The sequence below is a fragment of the Variovorax sp. DAIF25 genome (genome assembly GCF_050711835.1).
GTDB lineage: Bacteria > Pseudomonadota > Gammaproteobacteria > Burkholderiales > Burkholderiaceae_C > Variovorax.
This window is the reverse complement of the sequence record NZ_CP136636.1, coordinates 5758620-5779274: the sequence shown is the minus strand read 5'-3', so window position 1 is coordinate 5779274 and position 20655 is coordinate 5758620. Positions and strand designations below refer to the sequence as shown.

The window sequence follows — 20655 nt, the reverse complement described above, 5'->3', positions numbered from 1 at the left end:
GCGCTTGCGAAGGTTTTGAAAATCAGAAAATAATCGTCGCATCGTTCGAAAAAACAGGATGGTTGCCATGTCCCAGGTGATGTTCGATCTCGACGTGCTGCGCAGCTTCTCGACCGGCGTGGCGCTCGGCAGCTATGCGCGCGCGGCCGACCGGCTCGGCCGCTCGACCTCGGCGGTCAGCGCCCAGCTCAAGAAGCTCGAGTCGCAGGCCGGCACGGTGCTGTTCCGCAAGGCCGGCCGCGGGCTGGAGCTGACCGATGCGGGCGAGACCCTGCTGGCCTACGCGCACCGCCTCCTGGCGCTCAACGAGGAGGCGGGCGCCGCGATGCGCGGCGTCGACCTCGAGGGCTGGGTGCGGCTCGGGCTGCAGGAGGACTTCGGCGAGACGCTGCTGCCCGCGGTGCTGGGTCGCTTCGCGCGCGCCCATCCCAAGGTGCGCATCGAGGCCTGCGTGGCGCGCAGCGGCGACCTGCGCGAGCGGCTCGAGCTCGGCAAGCTCGACCTCGCGCTGGCCTGGGACGCGGGCGAGCAGCCGATCTCCGCCCATGCGCAGCGCGTGGCGCGGCTGCCGCTGCAGTGGATCGGCCCGGTCGATCCGGCGATGTGCGACGCCCCCTGGTGGAAGGAGCGCGAGCGCGGCGCGGCGGGCGCGCGCAAGACGCAGGAGCCGCTGCCGCTGGTGCTGCTCGACGCGCCCTGTCCGCTGCGCGCCATCGTCACCGACGCCCTCGACCGCGCGGGCGTGCCCTGGCGCCATGCCTTCGCCAGCAGCAGCCTGGCCGCGCTGTGGGCCGCGAGCTCGGCCGGCCTCGGCCTCTCGGTGCGCACGCCCTTCGGCCTGCCGCGCCAGGTGCGGGCCATCGACCGCACGCTGCTCGGCCTGCCCGCGCTGCCGCAGATGTCGCTGTCGCTCTACCGCGCGCAGGCGCAGGCGGAAGCGCCGGCCGCGCGGCTGGGCACCTTGCTGCTGGAGGCGGTGCGCGAGCATGTGCAGGGCGAGGGGAGCGTGCTGCACTGAGCCCGGGGCCGGGCCGACCGTTCTTCGGCGCAGTGAGGGCAATGCCTCATACCGCCTGCTCGTGGATCGCCCCAGAATGGGGCGCAGAAGACAAGAGACAAGACGAGACAAGCCGGTCCATGGCCACCCCGAAGAACTTCCTGCACCTGTGGGACGACAGGTTCCTCTACATCACGCCGGCGATCCAGTCGGGCCTGACCGCGCGCTCCTCGGCCACGGTGCTGGCCTCGGTGAGCGGGCATCCGTTCATGCTCGAGGCGGCCGACGGCACGCGCACGTACTGCACCGCCGCCGTGGTGGCGCCGCACGTGGCGCGCCGGCTCGCGGTCGAGGGCTGCGGGCTGCTGTCGCTCAACATCGATCCGGCCTCGGTCGCCTACCGCATGCTCTCGCGCCAGCTCGGCGGGCACGGCATCCAGGTGCTCGATGCGCGCCGCTTCGGCCGCCTGCGCGAGGGCTTCGAGCCGGCGCAGGCCGGCGCGCTCGACGATGCCGCGCTGCAGGCACTGAGCCGCGGCCTGGTGGAGACCATCACCGGCAGCCCCGAGCGCCGCATGCCCAACGATCCGCGCATCGAGCGCGTGCTCGACGCGATCCGCCATCGCGCGGGCGCGGTGTCGCTGCGCGAGCTGTCGGCCGTGGCCTGCCTCTCGCCCGACCGGCTCACCCACCTGTTCGCGCAGCAGGTGGGCGTGTCGATCAAGCGCTATGCGCTGTGGACCAAGGTGCGGCGCACGGTCCAGCAGTTCACCGGCCAGCGCCCGCTGACCGACGTCGCGCTGACCAGCGGCTTCACCGACGCGGCCCACATGAGCCGCACCTTCAAGAGCTACTTCGGCCTCGCGCCCTCGTTCCTCGCGGGCAAGGTCGAGGTCAGGGCCGACGAGCAGGCCTCGCAGGCCTGGGGCCACGGCGCGGCCCCGATGCATTCCTGAGCGCCTGCTGAAGCGGCGCGCGCGCGGCCGCAATACAGCGGCTTCGTTCAAGCCAGCCCCCCGCGCGCTGCCTAAGCTGGCGAGGCTCCATCAAGAGAGCATGACCGAGCATTCACAGGAGACATCCGACATGAGACAAGACAATCCGCGCGGCCGGAGGCGGCCGCTCGCCCTCGCATTCACAGCCACCTCGCTGGCCGCGGCGGCCACGCTGCTGGTCGCCTGCGGCGGCGGTGGAGGAGGAGGCGGCTTCTTCCCGATCGGACCGATCAACCCGCCGCCGGCCGAGAACGCCACCTACAAGGCCGAGATCCGCCGCACCGCGATGGGCGTGCCGCACATCAAGGCCGACAACTGGGCCGGCGCGGGCTACGGCTACGGCTATGCGCAGGCGCAGGACGACCTGTGCACCATGGCCAACTCCTTCCTCACCTACCGCGGCGAGCGCTCGCGCTACTTCGGCGCCGACGCGCAGATCCCGTTCAGCAGCACCATCGGCCGGCCGAAGAACATCGACTCCGACTTCTTCCACAAGCACGTGATCTCGGACGACGTGGTGGCGGCGATGCTCAAGCAGCAGCCGGACACGCTGCTGAAGCTGGTCGAGGGTTTCGCCGCGGGCTACAACCGCTATGTGCGCGAGATCAAGGGCGGTGGCAGCGCGGGTGCGAACGCGGCCTGCCGCGGCGAGGCCTGGGTGCAGCAGGTCACGCGCGAGGACATCTTCCGGCGCATGTACGCGGCCAACTTCGCGGCGGGGCTCAGCAACTTCCTGCCGAACATCGCGGGCGCCACCGCGCCCGCCGCGTCGGTGACCATGGCCCGGCGCGAGGCCGCGAAGAGCGAGCCGGCCACCCGTCTCGCCGCGGTGCGCATGCCCGAGCTCCAGGTCGGCGGCCACGAGGGCGTGGGCAGCAACATGATCGGCTTCGGCACCGGCGCCACCGGCGGCGACAGCCCGCTGCTGTTCGGCAACCCGCACTGGTACTGGCGCGGCCCCGACCGCTTCTACCAGGCGCAGATCACGATTCCGGGTCAGGCCAACATCAGCGGTACCTCCTTCCTCGGCATCCCGGTGATCCTGATCGGCTTCAACAACGACGTCGCCTGGAGCCACACGGTCTCGACCGCCACCCGCTTCGGCTTCTTCGAACTCAAGCTCGCCGCGGGCGACCCGACCAGCTACATGCGCGACGGCGCCGCGGTGAAGATGAAGGCCGCGAACATCACCGTGCAGGTGAAGCAGGACGGCGGCGGCGTGGTGCCGGTCTCGCGCACGCTCTACAAGTCGGAGTACGGCCCGCTGATCAACCTCGGCGCGCTCAACCCGGCGCTGGCCTGGAACCAGACCACGGCCTACGCGATCCGCGACATCAACGCCGACAACTTCCGGCTGTTCCGCAACTGGCACCGCTGGAACACGGCCAAGTCGCTCGACGAGTTCATCGCGATCCAGAAGGAGGAAGTCGCGATCCCCTGGGTCAACACCGTGGCCGTGGGCCGTGGCGCGGCCAAGGCCTGGTATGCCGACATCGGCGCGATCCCGAACGTGTCGCCCGCGCAGATGACCGACTGCACCACGCCCACCGGCCAGATGCTCAATGCCGGCGTGGCCTCGCTCGCGCGCGTGCCGGTGTTCGACGGCTCGCGCAGCGCCTGCGACTGGCAGACCGACGCCGACTCGCCGCAGAAGGGCGTGATCGGTGCCTCGCGCCTGCCGAACCTGCAGCGCGACGACTACGTGGCCAACATGAACGACAGCTACTGGCTCGCCAATCCGAAGGCACCGATGACCGGCTATCCGCCGATCATGGGCCCGGCCGGCACCAGCCCCGTGAGCTTCCGCACGCGCATGGGCAACCTGCTCGCGCAGGGGCGCATCGACGGCAGCGACGCCTACGGCGCCAAGGGCGCGACCGCCGACACGGTCAAGCGCATGGTGCTCAACAGTCGCGCGCTGACGGCCGAGCTGTTCAAGGACCAGGCGCTGGCGATGGTGTGCACCGGACCGACGGTGTCGGTGTCGAAGGACCCGGCGACCGGCGACGCGATCGGACCGACGGTGGACGTCAGTGCCGCCTGCGCCGCGCTGCGTGCCTGGGACAACACCGGCACCGTGGCCTCGCGCGGAGCGCACGTCTGGGACGAGTTCTGGAACCGTGCCTCGCTGCTGCCGGCCGCCACGCTCTACAACGTGCCCTTCGATCCGGCAGATCCGATCCACACGCCGCGCGATCTGAAGAGCAGCGCAGCCGTCGCGCTGCGCGAAGCCCTCGGTGCCGCGGCGGTGCGGGTGCAGGCCAGCGGCTTCGCAGCCGATGCCAAGCGCGGCGACGTGCTGTTCGCCACCCGCGGCGGCCAGAAGATCCCGCTGTACGGCGGCTGCGGCGGCCCGGGTTACTTCACCATTGCCTGCTCGGACAACCGGCTCGACAAGGGCGGCTACACCATGGACAACGACCCGAACGGCAACAGCTACATGCAGATCGTGCGTTTCCCGGCCGGCGGCGTGGAGGCCCATACCTTCCTGACCTTCTCGCTGTCGGACGACCCGGCCTCGGCGCACAACGCCGACTACACCCGCGCCTACAGCGCCGGGCAGTGGCTCAAGGTGCCGTTCTCCGAAGCCGAGATCCAGGGCGATGCGGCGCTGAAGACCAGTTCGATCAGCGAATGAGCGAATGAGGCGCGGAACACCGTTCGTCGGAACAGCCACGAAAGGTTGAACTTCGGCGCACGGGCCCGCTCCCATCCTTCACTGCGTTGCCGAGGTGCGGGCCCCAAAGCCCCGCCTCGGTTTTTTTATGGGCGCCCGATCTCCACCCGCTCAGCGCCGTTTGGCGGCCCAGTTCCACGCCGCGCCCGCCGCCATCAGCACGCAGGTGCCGAGGAACACCGCGCGCATGCCGATGTGGCCGCCCACGAAGCCGCCGAGCAGCGGCCCGGCGACCTGGCCGGTGTACTGGGCCGAGGTCGAATAGCCGAGCATGTTGCCGGCCACGCGCTCGGGCACGTTGTGGCGGATCACGCTCGCGATGCATGGCAGGAGGCCGCCGAGCGACAGCCCCATCAGGAAGCGCAGCACGACGAGCTGCCAGCCCGAGGTCACGAAGGCCTGCGGGATCAGCAGCAGCGCCGACACCGCGAGGCAGCCCACGATCACGTTCCAGTGGCCCACCCGGTCGGCCAGCTTGCCCAGCCGCGAGGCCGACAGGATGCTGCCGAGCGCGGCGGCCGACATCACGAAGCCGGCCATCATGGTCACGCGCGCCGGGTCCTCGACCAGCGTCGCCACGTAGACCGTGATGATCGGCTCGATCGACATGTTGGCGAGCATCAGCAGCATGCCGGTGAACAGCATCGCGACCAGCGGCCCCTTGTCGGGCACGGCGGCCCAGCCGGCGCCGGCATCGCCGCCCTTGGCCGTGGCGGCGCGCGGCTTCTTCTCCTCGCGGATCAGGAAGGCCGTGGCGAGGAAGGCCACGAAGATGATCGCGCCGGCCGCGAAGAAGGTGGCGCGGATGCCGATCAGCGGCGGCAGCGCGCCGCCGACCAGCGGCCCCACGAGGTTGCCGGCCATGATCGCCGAGGACATCGTGCCCAGTGCCCAGCCGGTGCGGTCCTTGGGCGTCTGCGTGGCGACCAGCACCATCGAGCCCGAGGCATAGCCGCCGAGCAGGCCCGCGAGCAGCCGCAGCCCGACCAATTGCCAGACGTTGCCGGCCACGCCGATCAGCGCCATCGCCACCGCCATGCCGAGGCTGGCGCGGATCAGCATCGGCTTGCGCCCGTAGCGGTCGGCCAGCCAGCCCCACAGCGGCGCCACCAGCGCCGCACTGAGGAAGGTCGCGCCATAGGCCGCGCCCGACCACTGCACGATCGCCGCATGGTCCTTCACGCCGAGCTGCTCCACGTACAGCGGCAGGAAGGGCAGCAGCAGCGTCATCGCCACGATGGTGGTGAAGGAGCCGAACATGCAGACGACCAGGTTGCGTCGCCAGTGGGTGGAGTGCGTGAACGCGGCGGTGGAGGAGGGCTGTGCGTCGGTCGTCATGGGGTGGCGGAATTGTCCCGCCGCCCGCGCGCCCTGGCGCCTGCCGATTGGCGGCGGCAGCCATCGCGGCTGTGCACGGGTGGCGGCGCGGCCGCGCGGCTTTCGCTCTAATGGGCGTCCGGCCACAGACACCCAGGAGAACACCGCATGAAACCCCAGCCCATCGAGTACGCGAACGCCCCGGACGAGGTCCGCGCCGTGTTCGACGACATCAAGGCCACGCGCAACGTGCCCGACGTCAACAACTTCTGGAAGTACCTCGCGAACGACCCCGCCACCTTGCGGCGCACCTGGTCCAGCCTCAAGGAGGTGATGGCGCCCGGCGCGCTCGACCCGGTGGTCAAGGAGATGGTCTACCTGGCCGTGAGCGTCAGCAACGGCTGCAACTACTGCATCGCGAGCCACCACGCGGGTGCCGAGAAGGCCGGCATGACGCCGGCGATGTTCGCCGAGCTGATGGCCGTGGTCGGCATGGCCAACGAGACCAACCGGCTGGTCAACGGCTACCGGGTGCCGGTCGACCCGGCCTTCGACAAGTAAAATGCCCGCCCCTGCACCGGGCGTCCCGGCCGGTGCAGGGATTTCTTTTTACCGGGGCCATGTAGAGGAACACCATGTACAAAAACCTCGCGGGCCGCGCCTTGGTGGCGTGGCTGACCGCCTGTTTTCTGTTGTCCGCCCACTCCCGGGCCCACTCCCAACCCCAACCCGCGCCGCCGCTGAAGATCGGCTTCGTCTACGTCACGCCGCTGACCGAGGCCGGCTGGGTGCGCCAGCACGACGAGGGCCGCAAGGCGGTGGAAGCGGCGCTCGGCGCCCGCGTCAAGACCACCTATGTCGAGAACGTCGCCGAGGGCGCCGATGCCGAGCGCGTGATCCGCGACCTCGCGCAGCAGGGCCACCAACTGATCTTCACGCCGAGCTTCGGCTACATGGAGCCCACGCTCAAGGTGGCGCGCGACTTCCCCGAGGTGAAGTTCGAGTCGATCACCGGCTACAAGACCGCGCCCAACGTGGCGACCGCCAACGCGCGCTACTACGAGGGCCGCTACCTGGCCGGCGTGGCGGCCGGGCGCATGACGAAGAGCAACGTCGCGGGCTACGTGGCCGGCTTCCCGATCCCCGAGGTGCTGCAGGGCATCAACGCCTTCACGCTGGGCATGCGCTCGGTGAATCCGAAGGCCACCGTGCGCGTGGTCTGGCTCGACGAGTGGTTCGATCCGCCGAAGGAGCGCGACGCGGCCATGACCCTGTTCAACCAGTCGGTGGACGTGATCGCCTTCCACACCGGCTCGACCGCGGTGATGGCGGCGGCGCAGGAGCGCGGCAAGCTGGCGATCGCCTACCACTCCGACATGCGCAAGATCGCGCCCGACGCCCAGGTGGTCGCGGTCACGCACCAGTGGGGCGGCTACTACACGCAGCGCGCCCGCGCGGTGCTCGACGGCAGCTGGAAGAGCGCCAACCTCTGGGGCGGCGTGAAGGAGGGAATGATCCGGGTCGGCGATTTCGGCACCAAGGTGCCCCAGGCCGTGCAGCAGGAGGTGCTGGCGCGCCAGCAGGACATCGCGGCCGGCCGGCTGCAGCCGTTCCGTGCCGTGGCGGCCGAGGTGCGCGACAACGAGGGCCGCACGGTGATCGCCAAGGGCAGCCAGCTGTCCGACGAGCAGATCCTGCGGATGAACTGGCTGGCCGAGGGCGTGCAGGGGCGGATCGCGCGCTGAGCGGAACGCCCGTCGACGGGTTCGGGAACCGAATGCGGTTTTTCGTGTCGAATCGCTCTATGCCGGTTTTCGGGAAGGCTTCAGTGCTTTTCCGGTGCCAAAAAGGCAGATCTTTCGCTGACAATGGCGGGATCTGCCGGTAGTCGGTCCGCGAGGCCCGATACTCCGGCGTCGAGTTTCTGGAAGAACGTATAACAACAAAGGAAGCTTCGCCACGGGGCCGCAATGGCCTCACGTCTACAAGAAGCACGAAGGAGAGATGAGATGCGTCTCACCACCAAGGGCCGCTTTGCGGTCACCGCCATGATCGACCTGGCCCTGCACCAGACCACCGGTCCGGTCACGCTGGCTGCCATCAGCCTGCGGCAGAAGATTTCGATGTCCTATCTGGAGCAGATGTTCAGCAAGCTGCGCCGGCACGAACTGGTCGCCTCCACGCGCGGCCCGGGCGGCGGCTACTCGCTGGGCCGCAAGGCTGCCCGCATCACGGTGGCCGACATCGTGTTCGCGGTCGATGCCGCCGAAGCGGCGCCGTCCTCGGCCTCCGCGAGCGAGGAAGAAGGCGTGCGCTGCACCGCGCACGAACTCTGGGCATCGCTCAACAGCCGCATGGTGGAGTTCCTCGATTCGGTCACGCTGCAGCACCTGATGGACGAGCAGCTCGCGCGCAACGCGACGCAGGCCAAGGCGCCCGCGGTGGTCCGCCACGCGACTTCGCGCCAGGCCGCGCCCAGCGTGGCCCGTCCGACGAACGTGCCGAACTCGGTGTTCGCGCTGGGCAAGATGCTCGCGAAGTCCTGAGCTTCCGAGGTCTCGAGCGTCTGAATTTCCCGCCGGGCCGCGACGGCCCGGCGTTGCCGTTTCCGGCCCTGTCTTCGGGATAACCCGCAGGCCGCGCGCCATATAGCGCTCATACGCGCATGGAAATTGCGGCGGCGCGAGGCTGCATTACGCTCGGCCTCCACGATGAAAAAAGCCTACCGCGCCTCCCTGCTGCGCTTCGACGCCGCCGGTCTCCCCCAGTTCGACGAAGACGGCCTGCTGGTCGTCGGCCCCGATGCCGCCGGCCGCCAGCGCGTGCTCGATGCGGGCAGCCACGCCGCCGTGGCGCCGCGCCATCCCGAGGTCCACACCACGCACCTGCCGGGGCGCATCCTCGCGCCGGGCTTCGTGGACATGCACATCCATTTCCCGCAGACCGACATCATCGGTTCGCCTTCGCCGGGCCTGCTGCCCTGGCTCGAGAACTACACCTTCCCGGCCGAGAGCCGCTTCGCCGACCCGGCCCATTCGAAGGAAGTGGCCGGCTTCTTCCTCGACGAGCTGCTGCGCAACGGCGTCACCACCTCGCTGACCTTCGCGACCTCGCACGTGGCCTCGGTCGATGCCTTCTTCGAGGACGCCCAACGTCGCGGCCTGCGCATGATCACCGGCAAGGTGCTGCAGGACCGCAACTCGCCCGACGGCGTGCGCGACCGGACCGAGCAGAGCCTGATCGATTCCGAGGCGCTGATCCGCAAGTGGCACGGCGTCGACCGGCTCGGCTACGCGATCACGCCGCGCTTCGCGCCCGCGAGCACCGATGCGCAGATGCGCGGCGCCGGCGAGCTGGCCGCGAAGTACGCCGACACCTGGATCCAGTCGCACGTGGCCGAGAACCGCGACGAGGTGGCCTGGGTGCGCGAGCTGTATCCGCAGGCGCGTTCCTACCTCGACGTCTATGCCGGCTTCGGCCTGATGCGCGAGCGCGCCGTCTACGCGCACTGCATCTACCTCGACGACACCGACCGCGCGCTGCTGCGCGAGACGAAGACGGCCGCGGCCGTGAGCCCGACCAGCAACCTGTTCCTGGGCAGCGGCTTCTTCGACTTCGGCAAGGCCGACCAGGTGGGCCACCCCTACGGCCTGGCCAGCGACGTCGGCGGCGGCACCAGCTTCAGCCCCTTCCACACCATGATGGCCGCCTACTACGTGGGCCGCGAGGGCCAGACCAAGGCCGGCCTGAGCATCGCGCCTTCGGAGCTCTGGTGGCGCCACACCGGCGGCGCGGCGCGCGCGCTGGGGCTCGACGGCGTGGTCGGCAACCTGCAGCCGGGCTGCGAGGCCGACTTCCTGGTGCTGAACCCCAAGGCCACGCCGCTGCTGGAGCGCAAGACCGCGCGGGCGAACGGCCTCGAGGAGCTGCTGTTCGCGCTGATCGTGCTGGGCGACGACCGGCTGGTCGAGCGCACGGTGATCTCGCAGGCCGCGTAGGCGGGGCAGGGCGGGGCGGCGCGGCCGCCATGCCACAATTCGCGCCCGTTCCCCCCGCAGCAGCGACCGCATATGAGCATCAAGAGCGACAAATGGATCCGGCGCATGGCCGAGCAGCACGGCATGATCGAGCCCTTCGAGCCCGGCCAGGTGCGCGAGTCCGACGGCCACAAGATCATCAGCTACGGCACCTCGAGCTACGGCTACGACATCCGCTGCGCGCCCGAATTCAAGGTCTTCACCAACATCCACAGCACGGTGGTCGACCCGAAGAACTTCGATGAGAAGAGCTTCGTCGACATGCACGGCGACTACTGCATCATTCCGCCCAACAGCTTCGCGCTGGCGCGCACCGTCGAGTACTTCCGCATCCCGCGCAACGTGCTGACCATCTGCCTGGGCAAGAGCACCTATGCGCGCTGCGGCATCATCGTCAACGTCACGCCCTTCGAGCCCGAATGGGAAGGCTACGTGACGCTGGAATTCAGCAACACCACGCCGCTGCCGGCCAAGATCTACGCGGGCGAGGGCTGCGCCCAGGTGCTGTTCTTCGAGAGCGACGAGGTCTGCGAGACCAGCTACAAGGACCGCGGCGGCAAGTACCAGGGCCAGCGCGGCGTGACGCTGCCCAAGACCTGATCGCGTTGTCGAGCGCGTCTCCCTCGAGCGCGCGCGGCCTGCGCTGACGCCCGGTTACCCCGGCGCCTCCCGGGGCCGCTACCATCCGGCGATCACCGGCCAAAACCCCAGCAAGAGGCCGGCAAGGAGCATGCGATGAGATGGGAAGGCAACGAGCAATCCGACAACGTGGAAGACCGCCGCGGCGAGGGTGGCGGTGGTGGTGGCGGCGGCTTCATCGGCGGCCGCGGGATCGGCATCGGCACCATCGCCGTCGCGCTGATCGCGGGCTGGGTCTTCGGCATCAATCCGCTCACCGTGCTGAGCCTGCTCAGCGGTGGCGGCGGCCCGGCACCGGTGCAGCAGCAGCAACAGGGCCCGGCGCCCAAGCCGCCGGCCAACGACCGCGAGGCCGCCTTCGTCAGCACCGTGCTGCGCAATACCGAGGTGGTCTGGAGCGACATCTTCCAGAAGAACGGCGGCACCTACCATGCGCCGCGCCTCGTGCTGTTCCGAGGCGCCACGCCCACGGCCTGCGGCACCGGCGAATCGGCCATGGGACCGTTCTACTGCCCGGGCGACAAGAAGGTCTACATCGACCTCGGCTTCTACGACACGCTCAAGAACCAGCTCGGCGCGCCGGGCGAGTTCGCGCAGGCCTACGTGATCGCGCACGAGGTCGGCCACCACGTGCAGGACGAGCTCGGCATCACGGCCAAGGTCGACGGCATGCGCCGCCGCCTGAGCCAGAGCCAGAACAACGCGATGAGCGTGCGCGTGGAGCTGCAGGCCGACTGCTTCGCGGGCATCTGGGCGCACCACTCGCAGGAGTCGAAGAAGTGGCTCGACCCGGGCGACATCGAGGCCGCGATGAATGCCGCGCAGAAGATCGGCGACGACGCCTTGCAGCGCTCCGCGGGGCGCGCGGTGGTGCCCGACAGCTTCACTCACGGCACCAGCGCGCAGCGCCAGCGCTGGTTCGGAACCGGCTACCAAACGGGCAGCGTGCAGGCCTGCGACACCTTCAACGCGCGCAACCTCTGACGTTTGCACACGATTGCCTGACAGTGTGGCGTCTTGGACCGCGCGCCAGTGCTCCATTGTTTGCTATTGAATAAATAGCAATGCCGCGAAAGCGGGCGTTGTCATCGCGCGGTCACTGCCGTTTTTTGCGGCAGTGCGACAATAGCGGGCTCAATGACAAGTTCCTTCTCCAACTTATCGCTGGCGGCTCCGCTGGCGCGTGCCGTGGCCGAAATGGGCTACGAGACCATGACGCCGATCCAGGAGCAGGCCATTCCGGTCGTGCTTTCGGGCCAGGACGTGATGGGCGCAGCGCAGACCGGCACCGGCAAGACCGCGGCGTTCTCGCTGCCCCTGCTGCAGCGCATGCTCAAGCACGAGAACGCCTCCACCTCGCCCGCGCGGCATCCGGTGCGGGCCCTCGTGCTGCTGCCCACGCGCGAACTCGCCGACCAGGTGGCGCAGCAGATCAAGCTCTATGCCAAGTACACCAACCTGCGCAGCACGGTGGTGTTCGGCGGCATCGACATGAAGCCGCAGACGCTGGAGTTGAAGAAGGGCGTCGAGGTGCTGGTGGCCACGCCGGGCCGGCTGCTCGATCACATCGAGGCCAAGAACGCGGTGCTCAACCAGGTCGAGTACGTGGTGCTCGACGAGGCCGACCGCATGCTCGACATCGGCTTCCTGCCCGACCTGCAGCGCATCCTCAGCTACCTGCCCAAGCAGCGCACCACGCTGCTGTTCTCGGCCACCTTCTCGCCCGAGATCAAGCGCCTGGCCGGCAGCTACCTGCAGAACCCGGTGACCATCGAGGTGGCGCGTCCCAACGAGACCGCCTCCACCGTCGAGCAGCACTTCTACAGCGTGTCCGACGACGACAAGCGCCGCGCGCTCAAGCAGATCGTGCGCCAGCGCGGCATCACCCAGGCCTTCGTGTTCGTCAACAGCAAGCTGGGCTGCGCGCGGCTCGCGCGCACGCTCGAGCGCGACGGCCTGCGCACCTCGGCGCTGCATGGCGACAAGAGCCAGGACGAACGCCTGAAGGCGCTCGCCGCGTTCAAGGCCGGCGAGGTCGACCTGCTGGTGTGCACCGACGTCGCGGCCCGCGGCCTCGACATCAAGGACGTGCCCGCGGTCTTCAACTTCGACATCCCGTTCAACGCCGAGGACTACGTGCACCGCATCGGCCGCACGGGCCGTGCCGGCGCCTCGGGCCTGGCCGTGAGCTTCGCGAGCGGCGGCAACGACGCGCGCCTGGTGGCCGACATCGAGAAGCTGATCAAGAAGAAGATCGAGCTCGAGCCGGTCGAGTTCGAGGAAGACCGCCCGCGCGGCCGCATCAACGACGGCCGCCGCCACTGGCGCGAAGAGGGCGAGGCCGGCGACGCGCGCGACGTGCTCGACCAGCCGCGCGAACGCGGCTACGGCAGCGATGCGCGGCGCGGCGGCGGACGCCCGCACCGCGCGCCCTCGGCGCCGCGCGATCCCTTCTTCGACCAGCCCTACGAGGCCGGCAACAGCGAGGCCGCACCGGCCTGGGAAGCCGCGGCCAAGGCGCCCGCGCGCACCGGCGTGTCGAGCAACATCAAGAGCAAGCGCAAGATCGCGGCGCTGTTCAAGACGCCCGAGCCGAGCTGATCGGTTCTTTGATCGCCCAGCAACGAGGCCGCGCATGTCGCGGCCTTTTTCATGGGCGCTTTTTCAGCTTCTTCAGTGCGTGCGCCCGCCCGCCGGGCGCCGCTCGCCGCGCGCGGCCGCGAGCTCTTCCACCGCCAGCCCCAGCGCGCGAATGCCGGCCGAGATCTGCGCCGCCGGTATCGACGACAGCCGCAGCCTGAAGAAGGGGCATGGGTAGGGCGGCTTCGCGAAGAACACGTCGCCGGCCTCGATCAGCACGCCGTGGCTGCGCGCCATCAGCGACAGCTCGCCCGCGTCGACCCAGGCCGGCGCGCGCACCCACAGCGACGCGCCGCCCTGCGGCAGCCTGAACTCGAAATCGGGCAGGTGGTCGCGCAGCGCCTGCGCCGCCAGCGCGAGCCGTTCCTGCATCGCGTGATTCACACGCCGCGCATGCGACTCGTGATGGCCCAGCGAGAGGAACAGCGCATAGGCATGCTGCAGGAACGCGCTCGGATGCCGCACCATCGCATGGCGGATGGCGCGCAGCTCCTTGATCAGCGCGCGCGGCGCCACGATGAAGCCCAGCCGCAGCGCGGGCGACAGGCTCTTCGACACCGAGCCCACGTAGATCACGCGCCCGGTCTTGTCCAGGCTCTTGAGCGCCGGCATCGGCGTGCCCTCGTAGAGGTTCTCGGCCTCGTAGTCGTCCTCGATGATCACGAAGTCCTGCAGCTCGGCCTTGCGCAGCAGCCACTGGCGGCGCTCCAGGCTCAGCGTGGCGGTGGTCGGGCTCTGGTGCGAGGGCGTGACGAACAGGTAGTCGGCCGCAGGCAGCGCATCGACCACCAGTCCGTCTTCATCCACCGCCACCTCCACCCACTTGGGCTGGCGCAGCGAGAAGCTGTTGCGCGCATGCGGATGGCCGGGCTCCTCGAGGCCCACGCGCGTGTGGGTGTCGAACAGCGTGTCGGCCAGCAGGTAGTAGGCATGCTGCGCGCCGAGCGTGACGATGATCTCCTCCTTGAGCGCGAACACGCCGCGCTTGGGCAGCAGGCGCGTGCGGATCTGCTCGATCAGGTCGGGCACGTCGTCGGTCTCGAAGTCGGGCGTCCAGTGCTGTAGCTGCGAGCGCGCCAGGCTGCGCGCGCAGCACTCGCGAAAGTCCTCGGTCGGAAACAGCAGCGGGTCGTGCTGGCCGTAGACGAAGGGATAGGGATAGTCGCGCCAGCGCTCGGGCTTGGACAGCGTGGGCTGGTCCACCAGCGAGCGCAGCACGCGCGCCGACCAGTCGGGCGGCTGGCCCGACTGCCCGCTGCGTCCCACCAGCGGTTCGGCCGGTGCCGCCGCGGGCGGGCGCGCATTGCGCGCCACGAACACGCCGCTGCGCGGACGCGCCTCGAGAAAGCCTTCGTCGATCAGCTGCAGGTAGGCCGAGGTCACGGTGTTGCGGCTCAGCCCCAGCAGCACCGCGAGCTCGCGCGAGGAGGGCAGCGAGGCGCCCGCGCTCAGGTGGTCCTCGAGGATGGCCTGCACCACCGCGGCGCGCAGCCGCGCCTGCAGCGGCAGCGCGGGCTGGTCGGGCAGCGCGAAGAGCTGTGCCCACTGGGTGGCTCGGGGATGGCTCGCCATGGTCGCCGCAGTTTAGGGCAGGCCCTTCGCCGGCGCGCATGTCCGTGCGCTCTGGCTCGGTCGAATCCCCGCATCTGGCCCTATCGCGCACCCCGCCCGCTGCCTACCCTCGGCTCCATTCATTCCCCAAAGACTTTCATCCGAGCGCCATGTCCTCTTCCTTCCCGCCCGTCACCACCGACACCCTTGCCGCCTTCAGCGCGGCCTGGAACCGCCACGACATCGATGCGCTGATGAGCTTCATGAGCGACGACTGCGTGTTCCAGACCGCCGCCGGCCCCGATGCCTGCGGCACCCGCCACACGGGCACCGAGGCCGTGCGCAAGGCCTTCGCGGCCGCCTGGCAGGCCGTGCCCGACGCGCAGTGGATCGACGGCGTGCACTTCGTGCACGGCGACTTCGGCACCTCGCAGTGGACCTTCACCGGCACCGCCGCCGACGGCAGCCGCATCGAGACCGACGGCATCGACGTCTTCACCTTCAAGGACGGGAAGATCCAGCTCAAGAACGTGTTCCGCAAGGCACGCCCGAACCTGCCCGCGGCGAAGTAGTCCGCGCCACGCCTTCTTCGGAGCGCCCATGACGATGACCGGCACCGCCACATCCTTCACCGCCCCCGAGGCCGTGCCCGCCACGCCCTCGCGGCCCTACGACCCGCGCTACGACCCGCTGCTCGCGCCCGACCCCGGCGCCGGCCGCGCCTATGCGCCCACCTGGTGGGTCGCGAGCGCGGGCACGCCGCCCGAGGACGACGGCCCGCTGGTGCAGGACATCGACGTCGACGTGGCGATCGTGGGCTCGGGCGCCACCGGCATGTCGACCGCGCTCTATCTCGCGCAGGAGCACGGCATCCGCGCCACCGTGCTCGAGGCCAACCAGGCCGCCTGGGGCTGCTCGAGCCGCAGCGGCGGCCAGGGCCAGAACGCCAGCGGCCGCCTCAAGCGCTCGCAGTGGATCGCGCGCTGGGGCCTCGATACCGCGAAGAAGCTCGACGCCGAGATCCGCGCGGGCTTCGAGAACTTCAAGGCGCTCACGCAGCAGATCGACTGCGATGCCTTCGACGGCGGCCACCTCTACCTCGCGCACCGCCGCGAGAAGCTGCCGATGCTCGCCGCCGAGGCCGCGCTGATGCGCGACACCTTCGGCTATGCCACGCGCATGATGAGCGCCGAGGAAGTGCGCAGCGACTACTGCGACGAGCGCGAGACCGTGGGCGCGATGTTCGAGGCCGAGGGCGTGGGCATCCATCCGCTGAAGTTCACCTTCGGCCTGTTGCGGCGCGCACGCGCGCTCGGTGTGAAGGTCCACACCTCGAGCCCGGTGCAGGGCTGGCAGACCATCGACGGCGTGCACCACCTGCGCACGCCCGGCGGCACGGTGCGCGCGCGCCGCGTGGCGGTGTGCACCGGCGGCTACACGGGCCAGGCACTGAGCCCGCTGTTGAAGAACCGCGTGATGCCGATCCTCTCGAACTCGGTGGTCACGCGCGAGCTCACCGAGGCCGAGTTGAAGGCCACCAACTTCCGCTCCAGGACCTTCCTCACCGACACGCGCACGCTGCGCTTCTACTACCGGCTGCTCGAGGGCAACCGGCTGCAGATCGGCAGCCGCAGCTCGGTCAGCGGCGCCGATGCCGAGGCACCGGTGCACCTGAAGCTGCTCACCGACGCGATCGCGCGCAAGTTCCCGCCGCTCGCCAACATCCGCATCGACCACTCGTGGTGGGGCTGGGTCGACATGAGCCACGACATGATGCCGCGCATCACGCAGCCCGATGCGTCGAAGAAGATCTGGTACGCGGTGGGCTATGGCGGCAATGGCGTCTCGTTCTCGACCTGGGCCGGCAAGCGCCTGGCCGAGCGCATCGCGGGCCGCGACGCGGGCCGCGAGGTGTTCGAGCTGCCGATCTACGACTCGCCGCTGCCCTTCCCCAACGTGATGGGCCTGGTCGAGTCGCAGGCCTTCGCGCCGTTCCGCCGCATGGGCCAGCGCATGCTCTACAAGTGGTACTGGCTCAAGGACGAGAAGTAGCGCGCGCCGGCACCATCGCGCTCCCGCATCCGGTGCGCCTTCCCGCAAACGGCGCATCGCACGCCGCACAACGGGGCAAACCCGCAGCGTCTGGCCCTGTGGATCGGTGCCACGTGGCTCTTCGTGGCACCTGCTCGCGGGCCTATCGTCGATCTCGTCGGCGCCGCACCGCGCGCCGCTTCTTCTTCGAGTAGCCATCCAGAGGTCCCGCATGCCGTTTCCGCTTTCCCGCTTCACGCGCCGTGTCACCCTGTTGTCGGCGGCCTCGCTGGCCGCGCTCGCGCTGTGCTCCCTGCCGGCCACCGCGCAAGAACCCAAGCGTGGCGGCACGCTGGTGATCGGCAGCACGCAGACGCCGCGCCACCTCAACGGCGCCGTGCAGTCGGGCATCGCCACCGCATTGCCCTCGGCACAGATCTTCGCGAGCCCGCTGCGCTTCGACGACAAGTGGAACCCGCAGCCCTACCTGGCCGAATCGTGGAAGCTCGCCGACGACGCGAAGTCGCTCACGCTCAACCTGCGCAAGAACGCGGTGTTCCACGACGGCAAGCCCATCACCTCGGCCGACGTCGCGTTCTCGATCATGGCCATCAAGGCCAACCATCCCTTCACCACCATGCTGGGCCCGGTCGAGAAGGTCGACACGCCCGATCCCTACACCGCCATCATCCGCATGAGCGCGCCGCATCCGGCGATCGTGCTCGCGATGTCGCCCGCGCTGTGCCCGATCCTGCCCAAGCACATCTACGGCGACGGCACCGACCTCAAGAACCATCCGCGCAACAGCACCGACGTGGTCGGCTCGGGCCCGTTCCGCGTCACCGAGTTCAAGCCCTCGCAGCGCATCGTGATGGAGCGCTTCGACAAGTTCTTCCTGCCCAACAAGCCCTATCTCGACAAGGTCATCGTGAGCATCACGCCCGACATGGCGAGCCTGGTGCTCGGCGTGGAGCGCGGCGATATCCAGATGCTGCCCTTCGCGACCCTGCCCACCGACCTCAAGCGCTTCGCCAACGATCCGCGTGTGTCGCTCACGCCCAAGGGCTACGACGGCATCGGCCCGCTCAACTGGCTGGCCTTCAACACCGCGAAGAAGCCGCTGTCCGACCTGCAGGTGCGCAAGGCCATCGCGCACTCGATCGACAAGAACTTCATCACCAAGGCGCTGATGGGCGGCTTCGCCACCGTGTCCGACGGCCCGCTGGTGGCCAGCAGCCCGTTCGCGGTCAACGACCTGGTGCGCTATCCGCTCGACCTCAAGAAGGCCGGCGAGATGCTCGATGCCGCGGGCTACAAGGCCGGCGCCAACGGCGAGCGCTTCAAGCTCACCATCGACTACCTGCCCGGCGGCGACGACCAGCAGAAGAATGTGGCCGAGTACGTGCGCGGCCAGCTCAAGAAGGTGGGCATCACGGTGGAGGTGCGCGCCTCGGCCGACTTCCCGGCCTGGGCCAAGCGCCTGGCCACGCACGACTTCGACATGTCGATGGACGCGGTCTTCAACTGGGGCGATCCGATCATCGGCGTGCACCGCACCTACCTGTCGACCAACATCAAGCCCATCGTCTGGACCAACACCCAGTCCTATGCCAATCCGAAGGTCGACGAGCTGCTCAACACCGCCGGCGGCTTGACCGACCCGACGCAGCGCAAGGCCTACTACGCCACCTTCCAGAAGATCGTGACCGACGAGCTGCCGATCGAGTTCATCAACCAGGTGCCCTACCACACGATCACCAGCAAGAAGGTCGGCAACGTGCCCACCACCATCTGGGGGCCGCTGTCGCCGCTCGACGAGGTCTACATCAAGTAAGGCAGGGCGCACATGGGCATGCTTCGCTACGCCGCCTCGCGCCTGCTGCAGGGCCTCGCCCTGGTGCTCGCGGTGGTGGTGCTGAACTTCGTGCTGGTGCACGCGGCACCGGGCGATCCGGTCGAGACCATCGCGGGCGCCAGCGGCGGCATGTCGGCCGAGCTCATGGCCGAGCTGCGCACGCAGTACGGCCTCGACCGGCCGCTGCCGGTGCAGCTCGGCGTCTACCTCGGCAAGGTGCTGCGCGGCGACCTCGGCTATTCGTACTTCTTCAACCTGCCGGTCACGCAGATGATCGCCGAGCGCGTGCCCGCCACCTTGCTGCTGGTGCTGAGTTCGGTGCTGCTGGCCTTCGTGGTCGGCACGGCGCTCGGCGTGCTGTCCTCGCGCCGGCCCAACGGGCTGCTGTCGCAGTTCATCACCGTGCTGTCGCTGGTGGGCTTCGCGGCGCCGGTGTTCTGGATCGGCATCATGCTGGTGATCCTGCTGGCCTCGGTGTTCCCGATCCTGCCGGTGGCCGGCATGCGCTCCATCGATTCCACCGGCGGCGGCCTGGCCGACGTGCTCGACGTCGCGCACCACCTGGTGCTGCCCACGATCACGCTGAGCCTGGTCTACCTCGCGCAGTACAGCCGGCTCGCGCGTTCGTCGATGCTCGACGTGCTCGGCTCCGACTTCATCCGCACCGCGCGCGCCAAGGGCCTGGCCGAGCGCGTGGTGCTCTACAAGCATGCGCTGCGCAACGCGTTGCTGCCGGTGGTGACGGTGCTCGGGCTGCAGTTCGGCAACGTGCTCGCGGGCGCGATCCTGGTCGAGACCGTCTTCAACTGGCCGGGGCTCGGCCGCCTGGCCTTCGACTCGGTGCTGCGGCGCGACTACCCGACCATCCTCGGCGTGCTGCTGTTCTCCTCCATCGTGGTGGTGGTGATGAACCAGCTCACGGACCTCTGCTACCGCCTGATCGATCCGCGCATCAAGACCGCGTGACGCCTCCCCCGATGAATGCGACCTCCACGATGACCCTCGACCCAGACCCGGCGCCCGCCGCGAAGCCGGCTGCCCCCGCGCGCACGAGCGCCGCCGCCGGCCCGCGCGCCGAACACCCCGGCATCGAGGCCGCGCGCATGTTCCTGCGCAACCCCGCGGCCATCGCCGGCATGGTGCTGCTGCTGATCGTGCTCGCGGTCGCGATCGCCGGGCCCTGGCTCTATCCGGCCGATCCCTTCGAGATCAAGGCCGCGCCGCTCACGCCGCCGTTCAGCGAGGAGGCCTGGCTCGGCAGCGACTACCTCGGGCGCGACGTGCTCACCGCGCTGATCTACGGCGGCCGCGCCACCCTGCTGGTGGGCGCGGTGGCGGCGCTGCTGTCGGTGCTGATCGGCATCACGCTCGGCGCCTTCGCCGGCTACTACGGCGGCAAGGTCGACGCGGTGCTGATGAAGATCACCGAGTTCTTCCAGGTGCTGCCCGCGCTGCTGTTCGCGATGGTGGTGGTGACGCTGTTCTCGCCCACGCTGGTCACGGTCACGCTGGCCATCGGTGTCGTGAGCTGGACCGGCACCGCGCGGCTCACGCGCGCCGAGTTCCTCAAGTACCGCGGGCTGGAGTTCGTGCGCGCCGAGCGCGCCATCGGCGCGCGCGACGCCCGCATCATCTGGAAGGTGATCCTGCCCAATGCGCTGCCGCCGCTGGTGGTGTCGGCCACGCTGGCGATCGGCGCCGCGATCCTGTTCGAGGCCGGCCTGTCCTTCCTCGGCCTGGGCGATCCCAACCAGATGAGCTGGGGCCTGATGATCGGCTCGAGCCGCCAGTACGTGCTGTCGTGCTGGTGGGCCGTGGCCTTCCCGGGCGCCGCGATCTTCGTCACCGTGCTCGCGGTCAGCCTGATCGGCGACGGGCTCAACGATGCCCTCAACCCCAAGCTGAGGGAGCGCTGA

General features: G+C 69.5%; 17 protein-coding genes. 15 read left to right on the top strand and 2 right to left on the bottom strand.

Features of this window, described 5'->3' with window-relative positions:
• The first annotated feature begins 67 nt into the window (after window positions 1–67).
• The 3 genes from R0232_RS26665 (at window position 68) to R0232_RS26655 (ending at window position 4630) form a co-directional block, all read left to right on the top strand.
• A complete protein-coding gene (locus R0232_RS26665) occupies window positions 68–1018 on the top strand; it encodes a LysR substrate-binding domain-containing protein (protein WP_431510041.1) in 951 nt (316 codons plus the stop codon).
• 119 nt (window positions 1019–1137) lie between these two features.
• Complete coding sequence (locus R0232_RS26660; RefSeq protein WP_093340412.1) at window positions 1138–1953, top strand: helix-turn-helix domain-containing protein; 816 nt, start codon at window positions 1138–1140, stop codon at window positions 1951–1953.
• Window positions 1954–2083: 130 nt separating this feature from the next.
• Window positions 2084–4630 carry a penicillin acylase family protein gene (locus R0232_RS26655; protein WP_431510040.1) on the top strand — a complete coding sequence of 849 codons (2547 nt, stop codon included), beginning with the start codon at window positions 2084–2086 and terminating at the stop codon, window positions 4628–4630.
• Window positions 4631–4780: 150 nt separating this feature from the next.
• Here the strand turns inward: R0232_RS26655 and R0232_RS26650 are convergent, their stop codons facing one another.
• Window positions 4781–6007, bottom strand: a complete 1227-nt coding sequence (locus tag R0232_RS26650; protein WP_431510039.1) for an MFS transporter — start codon at window positions 6005–6007, stop codon at window positions 4781–4783.
• Window positions 6008–6154: 147 nt separating this feature from the next.
• On the opposite strand from R0232_RS26650, the gene R0232_RS26645 reads away from it, so the two are divergent.
• The 7 genes from R0232_RS26645 to R0232_RS26615 all read left to right on the top strand — a co-directional run bounded on the left by R0232_RS26645 (window position 6155) and on the right by R0232_RS26615 (window position 13263).
• On the top strand, window positions 6155–6547 hold the full coding sequence (locus R0232_RS26645) for a carboxymuconolactone decarboxylase family protein (RefSeq protein WP_057591963.1): 393 nt from the start codon (window positions 6155–6157) through the stop codon (window positions 6545–6547).
• Window positions 6548–6621: 74 nt separating this feature from the next.
• Entirely contained in the window at window positions 6622–7731 is a 1110-nt protein-coding gene (locus R0232_RS26640; protein ID WP_431510038.1) for a BMP family ABC transporter substrate-binding protein, read from the top strand.
• Window positions 7732–7995: 264 nt separating this feature from the next.
• Window positions 7996–8532, top strand: a complete 537-nt coding sequence (locus tag R0232_RS26635) for an Rrf2 family transcriptional regulator (RefSeq protein ID WP_208509684.1) — start codon at window positions 7996–7998, stop codon at window positions 8530–8532.
• A gap of 165 nt (window positions 8533–8697) precedes the next feature.
• Complete coding sequence (guaD, locus tag R0232_RS26630) at window positions 8698–9984, top strand: guanine deaminase (RefSeq protein WP_431510037.1); 1287 nt, start codon at window positions 8698–8700, stop codon at window positions 9982–9984.
• 72 nt (window positions 9985–10056) lie between these two features.
• Window positions 10057–10623 (top strand): dCTP deaminase, encoded by a 567-nt coding sequence (gene dcd / locus R0232_RS26625; protein WP_057591958.1) that lies wholly within the window; start codon window positions 10057–10059, stop codon window positions 10621–10623.
• A gap of 135 nt (window positions 10624–10758) precedes the next feature.
• Window positions 10759–11646 (top strand): KPN_02809 family neutral zinc metallopeptidase, encoded by an 888-nt coding sequence (gene ypfJ, locus R0232_RS26620; RefSeq protein WP_093340404.1) that lies wholly within the window; start codon window positions 10759–10761, stop codon window positions 11644–11646.
• A 153-nt stretch (window positions 11647–11799) separates the two neighbouring features.
• Window positions 11800–13263 carry a DEAD/DEAH box helicase gene (locus tag R0232_RS26615; protein ID WP_093340402.1) on the top strand — a complete coding sequence of 488 codons (1464 nt, stop codon included), beginning with the start codon at window positions 11800–11802 and terminating at the stop codon, window positions 13261–13263.
• Window positions 13264–13335: 72 nt separating this feature from the next.
• Here the strand turns inward: R0232_RS26615 and R0232_RS26610 are convergent, their stop codons facing one another.
• A complete protein-coding gene (locus tag R0232_RS26610) occupies window positions 13336–14874 on the bottom strand; it encodes a PLP-dependent aminotransferase family protein (protein ID WP_296783256.1) in 1539 nt (512 codons plus the stop codon).
• 149 nt (window positions 14875–15023) lie between these two features.
• Between R0232_RS26610 and R0232_RS26605 the strand changes: the two genes are divergently transcribed.
• The 5 genes from R0232_RS26605 (at window position 15024) to R0232_RS26585 (ending at window position 20655) form a co-directional block, all read left to right on the top strand.
• Entirely contained in the window at window positions 15024–15425 is a 402-nt protein-coding gene (locus R0232_RS26605; protein WP_057591954.1) for a nuclear transport factor 2 family protein, read from the top strand.
• A 28-nt stretch (window positions 15426–15453) separates the two neighbouring features.
• Entirely contained in the window at window positions 15454–16905 is a 1452-nt protein-coding gene (locus R0232_RS26600) for an NAD(P)/FAD-dependent oxidoreductase (protein WP_431510036.1), read from the top strand.
• 211 nt (window positions 16906–17116) lie between these two features.
• A complete protein-coding gene (locus R0232_RS26595; RefSeq protein WP_431510035.1) occupies window positions 17117–18718 on the top strand; it encodes an ABC transporter substrate-binding protein in 1602 nt (533 codons plus the stop codon).
• Window positions 18719–18730: 12 nt separating this feature from the next.
• Complete coding sequence (locus tag R0232_RS26590) at window positions 18731–19705, top strand: ABC transporter permease (RefSeq protein WP_431510034.1); 975 nt, start codon at window positions 18731–18733, stop codon at window positions 19703–19705.
• Between the two features lie 29 nt (window positions 19706–19734).
• Entirely contained in the window at window positions 19735–20655 is a 921-nt protein-coding gene (locus tag R0232_RS26585; protein WP_431510033.1) for an ABC transporter permease, read from the top strand.